Annotated in this window: 12 protein-coding genes and 1 tRNA gene; 10 read left to right on the top strand and 3 right to left on the bottom strand. The window is 68.1% G+C overall.

Annotation, left to right across the window (positions count from 1 at the left end; all coding sequences use genetic code 11):
• From lspA to F8O02_RS03705, 6 genes are all read left to right on the top strand, one after another.
• Positions 1 to 573, top strand: a complete 573-nt coding sequence (gene lspA / locus F8O02_RS03730) for a signal peptidase II (protein ID WP_158035896.1) — start codon at positions 1 to 3, stop codon at positions 571 to 573.
• Complete coding sequence (locus tag F8O02_RS03725; protein ID WP_158035895.1) at positions 563 to 1,507, top strand: RluA family pseudouridine synthase; 945 nt, start codon at positions 563 to 565, stop codon at positions 1,505 to 1,507. The genes lspA and F8O02_RS03725 overlap by 11 nt, the downstream gene beginning before the upstream one ends.
• Before the next feature lie 164 nt (positions 1,508 to 1,671).
• Positions 1,672 to 5,184, top strand: coding sequence for a DNA polymerase III subunit alpha (gene dnaE / locus F8O02_RS03720; RefSeq protein WP_158035994.1), 3,513 nt, complete (start codon positions 1,672 to 1,674; stop codon positions 5,182 to 5,184).
• 157 nt (positions 5,185 to 5,341) lie between these two features.
• A complete protein-coding gene (gene hisD, locus F8O02_RS03715; RefSeq protein WP_158035894.1) occupies positions 5,342 to 6,667 on the top strand; it encodes a histidinol dehydrogenase in 1,326 nt (441 codons plus the stop codon).
• A 1-nt stretch (position 6,668) separates the two neighbouring features.
• Positions 6,669 to 7,184: a transcriptional regulator NrdR gene (gene nrdR / locus F8O02_RS03710; RefSeq protein WP_158035893.1), complete on the top strand. Its 516-nt coding sequence runs from the start codon at positions 6,669 to 6,671 to the stop codon at positions 7,182 to 7,184.
• Positions 7,184 to 8,257 carry a quinone-dependent dihydroorotate dehydrogenase gene (locus tag F8O02_RS03705; protein WP_158035993.1) on the top strand — a complete coding sequence of 358 codons (1,074 nt, stop codon included), beginning with the start codon at positions 7,184 to 7,186 and terminating at the stop codon, positions 8,255 to 8,257. The genes nrdR and F8O02_RS03705 overlap by 1 nt, the downstream gene beginning before the upstream one ends.
• 119 nt (positions 8,258 to 8,376) lie before the next feature.
• Here F8O02_RS03705 and F8O02_RS03700 read toward each other — a convergent pair whose 3' ends face one another.
• The gene (locus tag F8O02_RS03700) at positions 8,377 to 8,949 is read right to left on the bottom strand and encodes a DUF3043 domain-containing protein (RefSeq protein WP_158035892.1); all 573 of its coding nucleotides are present in this window, start codon (positions 8,947 to 8,949) and stop codon (positions 8,377 to 8,379) included.
• Positions 8,950 to 9,120: 171 nt separating this feature from the next.
• Between F8O02_RS03700 and erpA the strand changes: the two genes are divergently transcribed.
• From erpA to ctaF, 4 genes are all read left to right on the top strand, one after another.
• Complete coding sequence (gene erpA, locus F8O02_RS03695) at positions 9,121 to 9,498, top strand: iron-sulfur cluster insertion protein ErpA (protein WP_158035891.1); 378 nt, start codon at positions 9,121 to 9,123, stop codon at positions 9,496 to 9,498.
• 377 nt (positions 9,499 to 9,875) lie between these two features.
• Positions 9,876 to 10,778: an aa3-type cytochrome oxidase subunit II gene (gene ctaC / locus F8O02_RS03690; RefSeq protein ID WP_225734094.1), complete on the top strand. Its 903-nt coding sequence runs from the start codon at positions 9,876 to 9,878 to the stop codon at positions 10,776 to 10,778.
• Positions 10,779 to 10,804: 26 nt separating this feature from the next.
• Positions 10,805 to 12,505, top strand: coding sequence for an aa3-type cytochrome oxidase subunit I (ctaD, locus tag F8O02_RS03685; protein ID WP_404821172.1), 1,701 nt, complete (start codon positions 10,805 to 10,807; stop codon positions 12,503 to 12,505).
• The gene (gene ctaF / locus F8O02_RS03680; protein ID WP_158035888.1) at positions 12,505 to 12,951 is read left to right on the top strand and encodes an aa3-type cytochrome oxidase subunit IV; all 447 of its coding nucleotides are present in this window, start codon (positions 12,505 to 12,507) and stop codon (positions 12,949 to 12,951) included. Before ctaD ends, ctaF begins: the two co-directional genes overlap by 1 nt.
• 88 nt (positions 12,952 to 13,039) lie before the next feature.
• Here the strand turns inward: ctaF and F8O02_RS03675 are convergent, their stop codons facing one another.
• Both F8O02_RS03675 and F8O02_RS03670 read right to left on the bottom strand, forming a co-directional pair.
• Entirely contained in the window at positions 13,040 to 13,396 is a 357-nt protein-coding gene (locus tag F8O02_RS03675) for a hypothetical protein (protein ID WP_158035887.1), read from the bottom strand.
• A 464-nt stretch (positions 13,397 to 13,860) separates the two neighbouring features.
• Positions 13,861 to 13,934, bottom strand: a tRNA-Val gene (locus F8O02_RS03670).
• Positions 13,935 to 14,291 lie beyond the last annotated feature (357 nt).

Below are 14,291 nucleotides of genomic sequence, written 5' to 3'. Positions count from 1 at the left end.
ATGGCGGAGTCGGCGACTTCGCACGACGACGAGCGGCGGGCCACGGCCCGCCGCTCGCTGTCTGTCGTCGTGAGCACGGCGCTTCTGTGCGTCGTCGTGGACCAGGCGATCAAGGGCTGGGCGCTGACCGCCCTCGCTGACGGGCGTCCCGTCGACGTGCTGGGCGATCTCGTCCAGCTGCACCTGGTTACCAACGCGGGTGCCGCCTTCTCCATGGGCGAGGGCGTCACGTGGCTGTTCACCCTGCTCGGCCTGGCCATCACCGGTGTGGTGCTCTGGGCTGCCAGCGGCCTGCGCTCGCGCGAGATGCGGCTGCTGTTCGGCATGTTCCTCGGCGGCGTGCTCGGCAACCTCGTCGACCGGCTCGTGCGCGAGCCCGGTTTCGGGCGGGGGCATGTCATCGACTGGCTGCAGGTGCGTGGCTTCGCCGTGATGAACCTGGCCGACATCCTGCTCACGGTGAGCGTCGTCGGGCTCGTCGTCGTGATGCTGCTGCGCCCCCGGGAGATTGACGAGGTCACCCACGAGCACGAGGGGGAGGGCCCCGAGGAGGGCGCGCCGCATGCCCAGTAGGATGCTGCCGGTGCCGGCGGAGTTCGTCGGCGTCCGCGCCGACACGGCGCTCGCCCGGATGACCGGGCTCTCCCGCGCCCGGGTGCAGGCGATCATCGCCGCGGGCGACGTCACGCAGGCGGGGCGTCGGCTGCACAAGGCTGACCCGCTCGCCGCGGAGGGGCTCGTCACGCTCTACTGGGAGGAGGTCGACCGCCTGGCCGTGCATCCCGTCGACGTCCCGGAGCTTCGGATCGTCCATCTTGACGACGACATCGTCATCGTCGACAAGCCGGTCGGCGTGGTCGCGCATCCGGCCACCAGCTGGACGGGGCCGACCGTGCTGGGGGTGCTCGCGTCCCGCGGGATCAGTGTCGCCCGCAGCGGCCCGCCCGAGCGGCAGGGCATCGTGCACCGGCTGGATGTGGGCACGAGCGGGCTGATGATCGTCGCTCGCAGCGAGCCCGCCTACAGTGTCCTGAAGCGCATGTTCCGCGAGCACACCGTGCGCAAGACCTATCACGCGGTCGTGCACGGTCTGCCTGATCCCACCACCGGAACGATCGACGCGCCCATCGGTCGACTGCCCCGGGCTGACTGGAAGTTCGGCGTCGTCGCGGGCGGACGGCCGTCGGTGACCCACTACCGCACGCTGGAGGCGTTCCCGCTCGGGACGCTCGTCGAGGTGCGACTGGAGACCGGTCGCACGCACCAGATCCGGGTGCACATGTCGGCCGTGCACCATCCGCTCGTCGGCGATCCGCTCTACGGCGGGGACATGGCGCTGGCCGAGCGGCTGGGGCTCCCCCGGCAGTGGCTGCACGCGGTGCGCCTCGAGTTCGACCACCCCGTCACGGGTGAGCCGATGCGGGTGGAGAGCGAGCCGCCGGAGGACCTCCGTCGGGCCCTCGCACTGCTGCGTGATCCGAGCGGGGCGGTGCCGCCGGCCGCATGACCCGGCCCGGCCGCCAGGTTCGGCTCGGCCGCGTGGCCCGGCCCGGCCGGATCGGGTGACCTGACCGCGGTTCCCGCCCCCCGCCCCGACCCCCGCACCCGGCGTAGACTCGGTTGGTCCCGTCGTCTCCCGTGGAAGGGTGTCATCCGGTGTCCGTCTCCTCCGTGGCCGCATCCGACAGCTTCGTGCACCTGCACGTGCACAGCGAGTATTCGATGCTCGACGGGGCGGCGCGCATCAAGCCGCTCATCGCGGAGGCCGTGCGCCAGGGATCCCCTGCGCTGGCGATCACTGATCACGGCAACATGTTCGGCGCCTACGAGTTCTACTACGCCTGCAAGGATGCCGGCATCAAGCCGATCATCGGTCTTGAGGCCTACCTGACCCCGGGCACGCCCCGCCAGGAGCGCACCCGCGTGCGCTGGGGCAGCGGCGGGGAGGACGACGTCTCCGGCGGCGGCGCTTACACCCATTTCACGATGCTCGCCGAGACGACCGAGGGGATGCACAACCTCTTCCGGCTGGCGTCGCTGTCGTCGATCGAGGGCTTCTACTTCAAGCCGCGCATGGACGTCGAGCTGCTCGAGCGGTACTCGAAGGGCATCATCGCCACCACGGGCTGCGCCTCCGGTGAGATCCAGACCCGGCTGCGTCTGGGGCAGTACAAGGAGGCCCGCGAGGCCGCGGCTCGGTATCGTGACATCTTCGGGCCCGAGAACTACTTTTGCGAGATCATGGATCACGGCATCGACATCGAGCGAAGGGTGATGAGCGATCTGCTCGATCTCGCCCACGATCTCGACCTGCCGCTCGTGGCGAGCAACGACCTGCACTACACGCATGCCGAGGACGCGAAGGCGCACGCCGCGCTGCTGTGCGTGCAGTCCGCCTCCACGCTCGACGACCCCAAGCGGTTCAAGTTCGGCAGCGACGAGTTCTACCTGAAGACCCCGCAGCAGATGCGCGAGCTGTTCCGCGACCATCCGGACGCGTGCGACAACACGCTCGCGATCGCCGAGCGATGCGAGGTGGAGTTCGTCAAGCGCGACCTCACCCCGAAGTTCGACGTGCCCGAGGGGGAGACCGAGCTCAGCTGGTTCAAGAAGGAGGTGCAGCGGGGGCTGCATGACCGGTATGGGACGACTATCCCGCAGAAGGTGCAGGAGCGCGCCGACTACGAGATGAGCATCATCGAGCAGATGGGGTTCCCGGGCTACTTCCTCGTGGTCGCCGACTTCATCCAGTGGGGCAAGCACAACGGTGTGCGCGTGGGGCCGGGACGCGGGTCGGCGGCCGGTTCGATGGTCGCCTACGCGATGCATATCACCGAGGTCGACCCGCTCGAGCACGGGCTGATGTTCGAGCGGTTCCTCAACCCCGAGCGTGTGTCGATGCCGGATATCGACTGTGACTTCGACGACCGGCACCGTGGCGACGTGATCAAGTACGTCACCGAGAAGTACGGCTACGACCGGGTCTGTCAGATCGTCACCTACGGGTCGATCAAGGCCAAGCAGGCGCTCAAGGACTCCTCGCGCATCCTCGGCCTGCCGTTCTCCGCCGGCGAGAAGCTCACGAAGGCTTTCCCCCCGCCCGTCATGGGCAAGGAGATGACCCTCGACGAGATGTACGACCCGAAGGCGAAGCGCTACTCCGAGGGCGCCGAGTTCCGCGAAGTCGTCGAGAACGACGAGGTCTCGCAGAAGATCCTCGCGACGGCACGCGGCATCGAGGGGCTCAAGCGGCAGTGGGGTGTGCACGCCGCCGGCGTGATCATGAGTCAGGAGCCCCTGATCGACAACATCCCGATCATGAAGCGCGAGGAGGACGGGGCGATCATCACCCAGTTCCCGTACCCCGCGTGCGAGAACCTCGGGCTGCTGAAGATGGACTTTCTCGGCCTGCGCAACCTGAGCGTCATGGGCGACGCGGTCGAGTCGGTCAAGCAGAACCGGGGCATCGACCTCGACCTGCACAAGGTGCCCCTCGACGACAAGCCCACCTACGACCTGCTCTCCCGCGGCGACACGCTGGGCGTCTTCCAGCTCGACGGCGGGCCGATGCGGACGCTGCTGCGGCAGATGAAGCCCGACTGCTTCGCCGACATCTCCGCCGTCATCGCCCTGTATCGTCCCGGCCCCATGGGCATGAACTCGCACACGAACTATGCGCTGCGCAAGAACGGCCTGCAGCCGATCCAGCCGATCCACCCGGAGCTCGAGGAGCCGCTGAAGGACATCCTGGGCGAGACATACGGCCTGATCGTCTACCAGGAGCAGGTGATGGGCGTCGCCCAGAGGGTTGCCGGATTCACGCTCGGCCAGGCCGACGTGCTCCGCCGCGCGATGGGCAAGAAGAAGAAGTCGGAGCTGGACAAGCAATACGGCAACTTCCACCAGGGGATGGTCGACAACGGCTACTCCGAGGAGGCCATCAAGGCTCTGTGGGACACGCTGCTGCCATTCGCGGGGTACGCGTTCAACAAGGCCCACTCCGTCGGCTACGGCATCGTGTCGTACTGGACGGCGTTCCTGAAGGCGAACTACCCGGCCGAGTACATGTCCGCGCTGCTGACGAGCGTCGGCGACGCCAAGGACAAGCTCGCCATGTATCTCAACGAGTGCCGGCACATGGGCATCTCGGTGCTGCCTCCTGATGTCAACCAGTCGTTCCTCGGGTTCTCCGCGGTGGGGAAGGACATCCGTTTCGGGCTCGGCGCGGTGCGCAACGTCGGCGCGAACGTCGTCGAGCAGATCGTGGCCGCCCGCGAGGAACAGGGGGCCTTCACCGGGTTCCATGACTTCCTGCGCAAGGTGCCGCTGGCGGTGTGCAACAAGCGCACGATCGAGTCGCTCATCAAGGCCGGCGCATTCGACTCCCTCGGTCACACCCGCCGCTCGCTCATGGAGATCCACGAGCAGGCGGTCGACGAGGCCGCGAAGCTCAAGCGCAACGAGGCGCACGGCCAGGTCGACCTGTTCGCCGGGATGTTCGATCTCGACGAGCAGCCGGGGGCCGAGATCCCCGACCGGCCGGAGTGGGACAAACACATCAAGCTCTCCTTCGAGCGCGAGATGCTCGGCCTGTACGTCTCCGATCATCCCCTGCACGGGCTGGAGCGCGAGCTGTCCCGGCACGCCGACGCGAACATCGCTGACATCACCGGCGGCGAGCGGTACCACGACGGCGACAAGGTCGCCATCGCCGGGTTGATCACCGGGGTGCAGAAGCGCATCGCCCGCAACAGCGGCAACGAGTACGCGATCATCTCGGTCGAGGACTTCACCGGTGAGATGGAGGCCCTGTTCATGGGGCGCACTTACCAGGAGTTCGCCCCGGCGCTCGTGTCGGACACAATCGCGGTCGTCCGCGGCCGGGTGAACATCCGTGACGACGGGGCGAACCTGCACGCGTACGCCGTGTTCAGCCCGGACATCCGCCAACAGGGTGGATCGGGCCTGCCGCTCATGGTCAGCATCCCCGAGCACGCCGCCACCCCGGACATCGTCGAGGACCTCTCGAGCATCCTCGTGCATCACCAGGGCGACACGGAGGTGCTGCTCAAGCTCGTCACCCCGGGAGCCGAGCGCGTGTTCGAGATCCCGTACCGGGTGAACGTCACGGCTGCGCTGTACAGCGAGCTGAAGGCGCTGCTCGGGGCGAACTGCATCGATTGAGCCCGGTCTCGCCTGAGCCCGGGGACCGCCGCCTTCCGCCGACGGCGCGGGCGACATCCGGCCGCGGGTGCGCGCATCGGCCCGCCGACCTGCCCATCCGCAGCCGTGCCGCGACCGCGCGCCCGCCCGGTCGACCGCCGCGCGGTAGACTGGCCACGTGCTTCACACCATCGATCTCCGTGACCAGGACGTCAACGCGCTGCGGCTGCGCGACCAGCTGCCGCGCCCCGAGCAGGACGTGTCGGCCGCCGCGTCCGCCGCCGCCGACATCATCGCCGCGGTGCGCGCGCACGGCCGCGACGCGCTCGTCGACCAGGCCCGGCGCTTCGACCATGTCGAGATCACCGATTTCCGCGTGCCGCAGGAGCAGATCGACCGTGCGGTGGCGGCGTTGGACGCGGATATCCGCGAGGCGCTGCAGATCGCCATCGAGCGGGTCAGTCAGGCCACCCGGGCGCAGCTGCGCGACCCGGTGACGACCGAGTTCCCGGGCGGCGCCCGCATCGTCCAGCGTTGGTCGCCGGTGCGCGCCGCCGGCCTGTACGTGCCTGGAGGCAAGGCCGTCTATCCCTCCAGCGTGATCATGAACGTCGTGCCCGCGATGGTCGCCGGCGTTGACCGGCTGGCGCTGATGTCACCGCCGCAGCGCGACCACGACGGCGGCGTGCACCCACTCACCCTCGCCACCGCCGGGCTGCTCGGCGTCCATGAGATCTACGCCATCGGCGGCGCCGGCGCGATCGCCGCGCTCGCCTACGGCGTGCCCGAGATCGGGCTCGACCCGGTGGACGTCATCACCGGCCCCGGCAACGCCTTCGTCGCCGCCGCGAAGCTTGCCGTCTCCCGCGACGTGGCGATCGACTCGGTCGCCGGGCCGACGGAGATCCTCGTGCTCGCCGACGAGACGGCCGATGCCGATCTCGTCGCCGCCGACCTGCTCAGCCAGGCCGAGCATGACGAGGCCGCCTCCTCCGTGCTCGTCACCGACGACCCGCAGCTGGCCGACCGGGTGCGCGAGCGCGTCGCGGCCCGGCTGGCGCGCACCCCGAATCGCGAGCGGGCGACCGTGGCGCTGGAGGGGGAGCAGTCGGCGATCGTGCTCGTCGACGACTTGGATGCCGCGATTGCCGTCAGTGACGCGTATGCGCCCGAGCACCTGGAGATCATCACCCGTGACGCCGTGAGCGTCGCAGACCGGGTGCGCAACGCCGGGGCGATCTTCGTCGGCCCCTGGTCGCCGGTGCCGCTCGGCGACTACATGGCCGGCTCGAACCACGTGCTGCCCACCAGCGGCCGCGCCCGGTTCAGCCCCGCCCTCGGCGCCTACACGTTCCTGCGCCCGCAGCAGCTGATCGAGTACACCCGTGAGGGTCTCGGCGAGATCGCCCGGCCGATCGAGCGGTTCGCGCGCGCCGAGCGCCTGGAGGCGCACGCCGAGAGCATCGCGGCGCGCTTCGAGGACGACGCGGAGGGCGCCCGCTGACATGCACTGCCCGTTCTGCCGGCACCCTGACTCCCGGGTCGTCGACTCCCGCACCTCCGATGACGGCATGTCGATCCGCCGCCGTCGCCAGTGCCCGGCGTGCGGGCGGCGCTTCAGCACGATCGAGACGGCCTCACTCTCCGTGGTCAAGCGTGGCGGCGTCGTCGAGCCGTTCCGTCGCGACAAGATCATCGCCGGCGTGCGCAAAGCCTGCCAGGGGCGCCCGGTGAGCGAGCAGGATCTCGCCCTCCTCGCCCAGCGGGTCGAGGAGACGATCCGGTCGACCGGATCGAGCGAGGTCGACTCGCATGACGTGGGGTTGGCCATCCTGCCGCCGCTGCGCGACCTCGACGAGGTCGCCTACCTGCGCTTCGCGAGCGTGTACCGCAACTTCGCCTCCATCGACGACTTCGAGCACGCGGTGGAGGCGCTGCGCGCCGCCCGTGTCGGCCACGCGCGTGCCGGGCAGGTCGAGACGGACGCGTCCGCGGTGGACGCGGGAGAGACGGACGCGTGATCTACCGACTGCTGTTCGACAATGTCCTCACCCGCATCGAGCCGGAGCGGGCGCACGTGCTCACTGTGGCGGCCCTGCGTGTCATGCACGCCACCTGCGCGGGCACGCTGGTCAGCCGGCTCACCAGGCCGGATCCCGCGCTCGCGGTGACGGCGTTCGGCCGGCGCTTCCCGTCGCCGCTCGGCGTCGCCGCCGGGCTCGACAAGAACGCGGTGATGGTCGACGCGCTCGGCGACCTCGGCTTCGGGCATGTGGAGGTGGGCACGATCACGGCCGATCCGCAGCCTGGAAATCCCAGGCCCCGGCTGTTCCGGCTGCCTGCCGACCGTGCGCTGATCAACCGGATGGGGTTCAACAACCGCGGGGCGGAGCGCGCCGCCCGGGTGCTCGCCCGCCGTCCTCGTCGCGACGACCTGGTCGTCGGCGTGAACATCGGCAAGAACAAGGTAGTGCCGCTCGCTGAGGCGCCGGAGAGCTACCGTCGGGCGGCGCGTGTGCTCGCCCCGGTGGCCGATTACCTGGCCGTGAACGTGAGCAGCCCGAACACGCCGGGGCTGCGGGAGCTGCAGCATGTCGAGGCGCTGCGCCCGCTGCTGTCTGCGATCCGGTCGGTCGCCGGCGACACCCCGGTGCTCGTGAAGATCGCCCCGGACATGGCCGACGACGAGCTGGTGGCGATCCTCCGGCTGGCTGCGGAGCTCGGGCTCGCGGGGGTGATCGTGACGAACACGACGATCACTCGTGATGGGCTCACCGCCTCCCCGGAGGAGATCGCCCGGATCGGAGCCGGCGGGCTCTCTGGTCGGCCGCTTCATGATCGCTCGCTCGCGGTGCTGCGTCTGCTCGCCGCGCATAACGACGCCCGGCTGCCGATCGTTTCTGTCGGCGGGGTGGCCGATGCGGCCGACGTGTGGAGGCGGCTTGCCGCGGGCGCCACGCTCGTGCAGGGGTTCACCGCGTTCGTGTACGAGGGGCCCCGCTGGGCGGCCCGGATCAACCGTGGGCTGCGGCGGATGCTGCGGCGCAGCCGGTTCGACTCGCTGGCCGAGCTCACCGCGTCGGCGTACCGGTGAGCCGGCTGCCTCCGGAGCGGTGAGCTGCGGAGTCGTGGCGGGCCGAGGGCGGCCTGGGGCGGCGCCGCCCCATCTCGATCGGCAGGCCGCCGACCGGGGCGCGGACGGAGTCCACGTGGTCAGAGCGGCCGGTTCGGATCGAACTGGCCGCGCTTGACCTGCGGCTTCGGCAGCCGCATCGTGCGCATCTGGATCGAGCGCATCGCGGCGTACCAGCCGAGCCCGCGCTCGACGTTCTCCTTGCCGAACCGCTCGGCGGCGATCCGGCGCGCGCGGCGGCCGATGAGCAGGCCGTCGATGACCAGGGCGGCGACGTAGATCCACAGGCCGAACGTGTAGATGAAGATCACGTACGGGTTGTTCAGGAACATGAGCAGGATGATGGCGATCATCACGGGCAGCATGAACTCGCCGACGGTCCAGCGTGCGTCGACGTAGTCGCGGATGAGTCGCTTCTGCGGGCCGGCCTCCTTGGCGGGCAGGTAGCGCTCGTCGCCGTTGGCCATGCCGATGCGGGCGCGGTCGCGTTCCGCACGGGCGCGGGCCTTCGCCTCTTTGCGGTCGTTCGGGATCAGCGGGCGGCGGTTGCGCGCCTCGGCCTCGCGGCGCTTCGGGGTGGGGTGGCCCTTGCCCTGTGACCGGGGCTGCTCGCTCTGCTGCGGCTGCTCGCTCGACTGCTGGCTCTTCGACACGGGGTGACGCTTCCTGATCGCTGGACGGACGTGCCCTGATGGGCGCGTGTCTCACAGAATGGAGACCTCCCCATTGTACGTGGGGCGCGGTAAGGTGAGTGCGACCAGCGGCTGGCCGCCGATCCCGGGACGGGATCGAGGGCGCCGATCGACGTGCAAGAGGAGCGGATGATGAGCACGGACACGATGGATTCCACCCGAGCCGCCGACGAGATCGGCACGCACAACGTGCGGCTGACTGACGCGGCCGCCGAGAAGGTGCGCAGCCTGCTCGAGCGCGAGGGGCGCGACGATCTGCGTCTGCGTGTCGCCGTCCAGCCAGGCGGCTGCTCGGGGCTGATCTACCAGCTGTACTTCGACGAGCGGCTGCTCGATGACGACCTGGTGGCCGAGTTCGGCCCCGCGGTGGAGGTCGTGGTCGACCGGATGAGCGCTCCGTATCTCGACGGCGCGGTGATCGACTTCGAGGACTCGATCGAGAAGCAGGGCTTCACGATCGACAACCCCAACGCGCAGGGCACCTGCGCGTGTGGCGACTCGTTCCACTGATCTCACGCATTGCACGACCGGCCGGGCGCGCCGGTCGGGGAGTGGCGGGGATGCGCTCGGCTCGGTGCCGGCGTCCCCGTCTCGTCGTTCCGGCCGGGTGGAATGGCGGTGCCACGGTGTGGGCGATCACTCACTGAACGGTGAGCGGGCGCCTTTCCGACAGCTGTCCGAGAACTTGAGATGTCGGGCGCGGCACGGTCGGAGGCGCATCAGGCCCGGAAAGAGTTGGGAATTCACAGGTGGGACACGGGTGTCTCGTGGGAGGACGGGGTGCGTGGTCCGTTCCGCGTCCGGCGAACAGGTAACATGGTGAATGCGCCGATGTGTGTCGACGCTGCGTTCAGAAGCTACCGATAGGAACTATGGTGCGTTCGAGAGTGAAGAGAGCCGTTGCGGCGACAGCCGTCGCAGGGCTGGCGGCCCTTGGGCTGAGTGGATGCTCGGATGAGGCGAAGCGCGGCTTCCTGCCGGCCACTGACACGACGGATCATACCCAGGCGATCTCCTCGCTGTGGGTGAACTCCTGGATCGTGCTGCTCGGTGTCGGCATCGTCGTGTGGGGGCTGACGATCTGGAGCATAATCGCGTACCGCCGCCGCAGGGGCGACCGGTCTGTGCCCGCCCAGACGCGGTACAACCTGCCGATCGAGGTGCTCTACACCACGGTTCCGTTCATCCTGATCATCGGCTTCTTCGTCGGCACGGTGAACGTGCAGACGGCGACCGAGGCGAAGGCCACGCCCGCCTACGATGGCGCCGACGTGCAGGTGCAGGTGGTCGGCAAGCAGTGGAGCTGGGACATCAACTACCTCACCGATGACGGCGCGGCGGACGTCCACGAGGATGCGGGCCTCCAGGCGCAGTACTACGGCGGTGACACCTTCGACGAGAGCGATCTGCCGACGCTGTATCTGCCGGTCGGCCAGGAGGTCAAGATCAAGCTCGACTCCCGCGACGTCGCTCACTCGTTCTGGGTGCCGCAGTTCCTCTATAAAAAGGACCTACTCCCGGGCGTGCACAACAACTACTGGACGTTCACTCCTGAGAAGGAGGGCACGTACCCGGTGAAGTGCGCCGAGCTGTGCGGAGAGTACCACTCGATGATGCTGATGAACGTCAAGGTCGTCTCCGCGACGGAGTATGAGGCGCACCTGAGCGAGCTTCGCGACCGGGGCAACACCGGCGCGCTCGACGATCTGCTGGACCGTCGCCAGGATCTCAAGTATGAGTCGAATGACACCGAGTCGCAGCAGAGTGCGGCTGCGGTGACGGAGAACTGAGGGGTGGCAGAATGACGACCACGGCCATGGCGAGTGGATACTCGCCCTCACTGAAGAAGAAGGGCAGTCGCATCGTCGACTACCTGACCACGACGGATCACAAGACACTGGGCTACATGTACATCACCCAGTCCTTCCTGTGGTTCCTGTTCGCGGGCGTGCTCGCGCTGATCATCCGGTCGCAGCTGTTCGCACCGGGACTCAGCGTCGTGCCCACGAAGGAGCAGTACAACCAGCTGTTCACGATGCATGGCGCGATCATGCTGCTGATGTTCGCGACTCCTCTTTTCGCAGGGTTCGCCAACGTGCTGATCCCGCTGCAGATCGGTGCGCCGGATGTCGCGTTCCCGCGGTTGAACGCCCTGGGCTTCTGGACGTACACGGTCGGCTCGCTCATCGCAGCCGCAGGCTTCCTCACTCCTCAGGGAGCAGCCTCGTTCGGCTGGACGGCGTACGTGCCGTTGTCGACCTCGACCTACTCGCCGGGCATGGGTGGTGACCTGTGGGTCATCGGTCTCGCCATGAGCGGGTTCGGCACGATCATGGGCGCGGTGAACTTCATCGCAACGATCGTCTCGCTGCGCGCGCCGGGCATGACGATGTGGCGGCTGCCGATCTTCTCTTGGAACACGTTGGTCACCTCGATCCTGATCATTATGGCGTTCCCCCCGTTCGCAGCGGCTCTGTTCGCGCTGTTTGCCGATCGCAAGTTCGGTTCGCACATCTTCGACCCGGAGACCGGGGGAGCGATGCTCTACCAGCACGTGTTCTGGTTCTTCGGGCATCCTGAGGTGTACGTCATCGCGCTGCCGTTCTTCGGCATCGTCTCCGAGATCTTCCCCGTCTTCAGTCGCAAGCCGATCTTCGGCTACCGCACGCTGGTGATCGCGACGATCTCGATCGCGGCCCTCTCGGCCACGGTGTGGGCGCACCACATGTACGTCACCGGCCAGGTGCTGCTGCCGTTCTTCTCGGTCATGACGATGGCGATCGCGATCCCGACTGGGGTGAAGTTCTTCGACTGGATCGGCACGATGTGGCGAGGGTCACTCACCTTCGAAACACCGATGCTGTGGTCGATCGGCTTCCTGATCACGTTCTGCTTCGGCGGTCTCACCGGCGTCATCCTGGCGTCGCCGGCCCTCGACTTCCAGGTGTCCGACACCTACTTCGTCGTCGCGCACTTCCACTACACGCTCTTCGGCACTGTGGTGTTCGCGATGTTCGCCGGCCTGTTCTTCTGGTGGCCGAAGTTCACCGGGAAGATGCTCAACGAGCGGCTCGGCAAGATCCAGTTCTGGCTGCTGTTCATCGGCTTCCACACCACATTCCTCGTGCAGCACTGGCTGGGTGCGATGGGCATGCCCCGTCGTTACTACACCTACCTGCCGCAGGATGGGTTCACGACGCTGAACCAGGTCTCCACCATCGGTGCGGCGATCCTGGCGCTCTCGTTCCTGCCGTTCTTCTGGAACGTGTACATCACCACCAGGTACGGCAAGAAGGTCACGGTGGATGATCCGTGGGGTTTCGGCGGCTCGCTCGAGTGGGCCACCAGCTGCCCGCCCCCGCGGCACAACTTCACCTCGATCCCGCGAATCCGGTCGGAGCGTCCGGCGTTCGATCTGCACCACCCGGAGCTGGCCGTCGCGTCTGCGCGCAAGGCTGTGGCGGAAGAGCGCCCGCTTGCAGCGGTGGGCAGTGGGTCTGAGCAGAAGGAGAACTGATGAAGACGAACGCACGCGTCCTCTTCGGAATCGGTCTGTTCTTCCTGCTGGCACTGTTCGGGTACATGGGAACCAGCCTCGCCTTCCCGCATGATGGCGTCGGTCTGTTCAACCGTGCGCTCCCGATCGAGCCTGTCGGGACGACGATCTTGGCGCTCTGCGTCGGGATGGCCTGGTTCCCGGCGTTCTGGATGTTCAAGGCTGCTCACAACATGGGCGGCACCCCTCCCGAGGATGATCCGAACGCGAACATCGAGGATGCGGATCCGGACTACGGCTGGTACGCCCCGTGGAGCTGGTGGCCGTTAGCCGTCGCGGTCGCCGCAGGTGTGATCTTCGCTGGCCTGGCGGTCGGCACCTGGCTGACCATCATCGGTGCAGCTCTGCTGGTGATCGCGCTTGTCGGCTTCTCATTCGAGGCCTACCGCGGACGCCTGGCTCACTGACGCAGCGCACATCACACGATGAGGCCCGCACGGAACGTTCCGTGCGGGCCTCATCGTGTCTCTGCTGACCTGTGCCGGGGAGCCAGGCTCAGCCGCGCGATGCGGCGGTCTGTTCGCCGGTATCGGTGAACAGGTCGAGGAAGCTCTCCCAGGTCAACCGCTGCACGGGGATCCGCCAGCCGGGGAACCCGGAGTCAGCGGCGGCGGATGCGCTGTACAGGTACCGGCCGTCATCCTGCAGCACGAGCACCCCGGTCGACCCGGGGCGGTCCTCGCGGTGGACCACCCAGGTTCGCCCCGAGACCCGGGTGAATCGCACCGGCACCCCGGCGCGGGTGAAGTGCTGGTCGTCGCCGACCGCCTCGGGCAGTTGGTCGGCTCGCTCCAGCGGGTAGTAGGTCCGGCCGTCCCGGACGACCGGCTTCACCGGCAGGTTCCTGGTCATGAGGTCTCCTTCTCTCTGCGCTCGTCGGTCCGATCCGATGGAAGACACATGCCCACAGTCGCTGCGCCTCGGCCGGAACGGCATGAGATGCCCTTCGCATCATCGTCTCTGGGAGTGTATCGGCACGGGATGTGCCTCGGGTGCCGGACGTGGTGGGGCGGACATCGCCGTCGACGTGGTCATCGACGTGGAGGTCACCGATCGTGGGGTGGATGACCGATCACGGATGGCAGGTCCGACCCGACGCGCTGATCGCCAGTCTCGACACCTCTGGGCGACAGTCTGAGAACGAGTGAACGAAACCGCATAGCATGCTCCGTCGCTCACTGCCCCTGCATCCGGTGCGGCAGCCGTGCACTCTGTGGCACAACCAGCCTGTTCATCCCCACTCCGGGGCTCTCGTCGCACCCGCCCGGAGACGACGAGAACCCCGGAATCCTTGGGATCACGGGGCTCTTCCGATGTGGGCGATACTGGACTCGAACCAGCGACCTCTTCCGTGTGAAGGAAGCGCGCTAACCACCTGCGCCAATCGCCCGTGCTCAACGAGGTGACCTCGCGCAGCAACTCGATGAGTATAGCGTATCGTTCGCGACCCTCGCATCCTCGGCGTGGCGAGGGGGTGGCTCGCGTCAGTCGCGTGGCCCCGGCTTGTGCTGCTGGACGGGTTCGGGCGGCATCCCGTGCACGGACCTGCCGGAGGAGGTGGAAGGTGCCCGGTGCTGCCACTGCGTGGCAGGCCGGCGCTCATCCGGCAGGCCTGTGTGCGGCGGGCGGTGGACGGCGGGCGTGCCGCACGGCCCACCGGCCGGGTCCACCGCCCTGGGGCTGGAGTAGGATGGGGCGGTACTGCCCAATCACCCCGCGCCGGCCGCCTCGTATCGGTCGACGCCTT

Origin of the sequence: Pseudoclavibacter caeni (assembly GCF_008831125.1) — a bacterium.
Lineage (GTDB): Bacteria > Actinomycetota > Actinomycetes > Actinomycetales > Microbacteriaceae > Pseudoclavibacter_A > Pseudoclavibacter_A caeni.
This window is presented reverse-complemented; position numbering and strand designations above follow the sequence as displayed.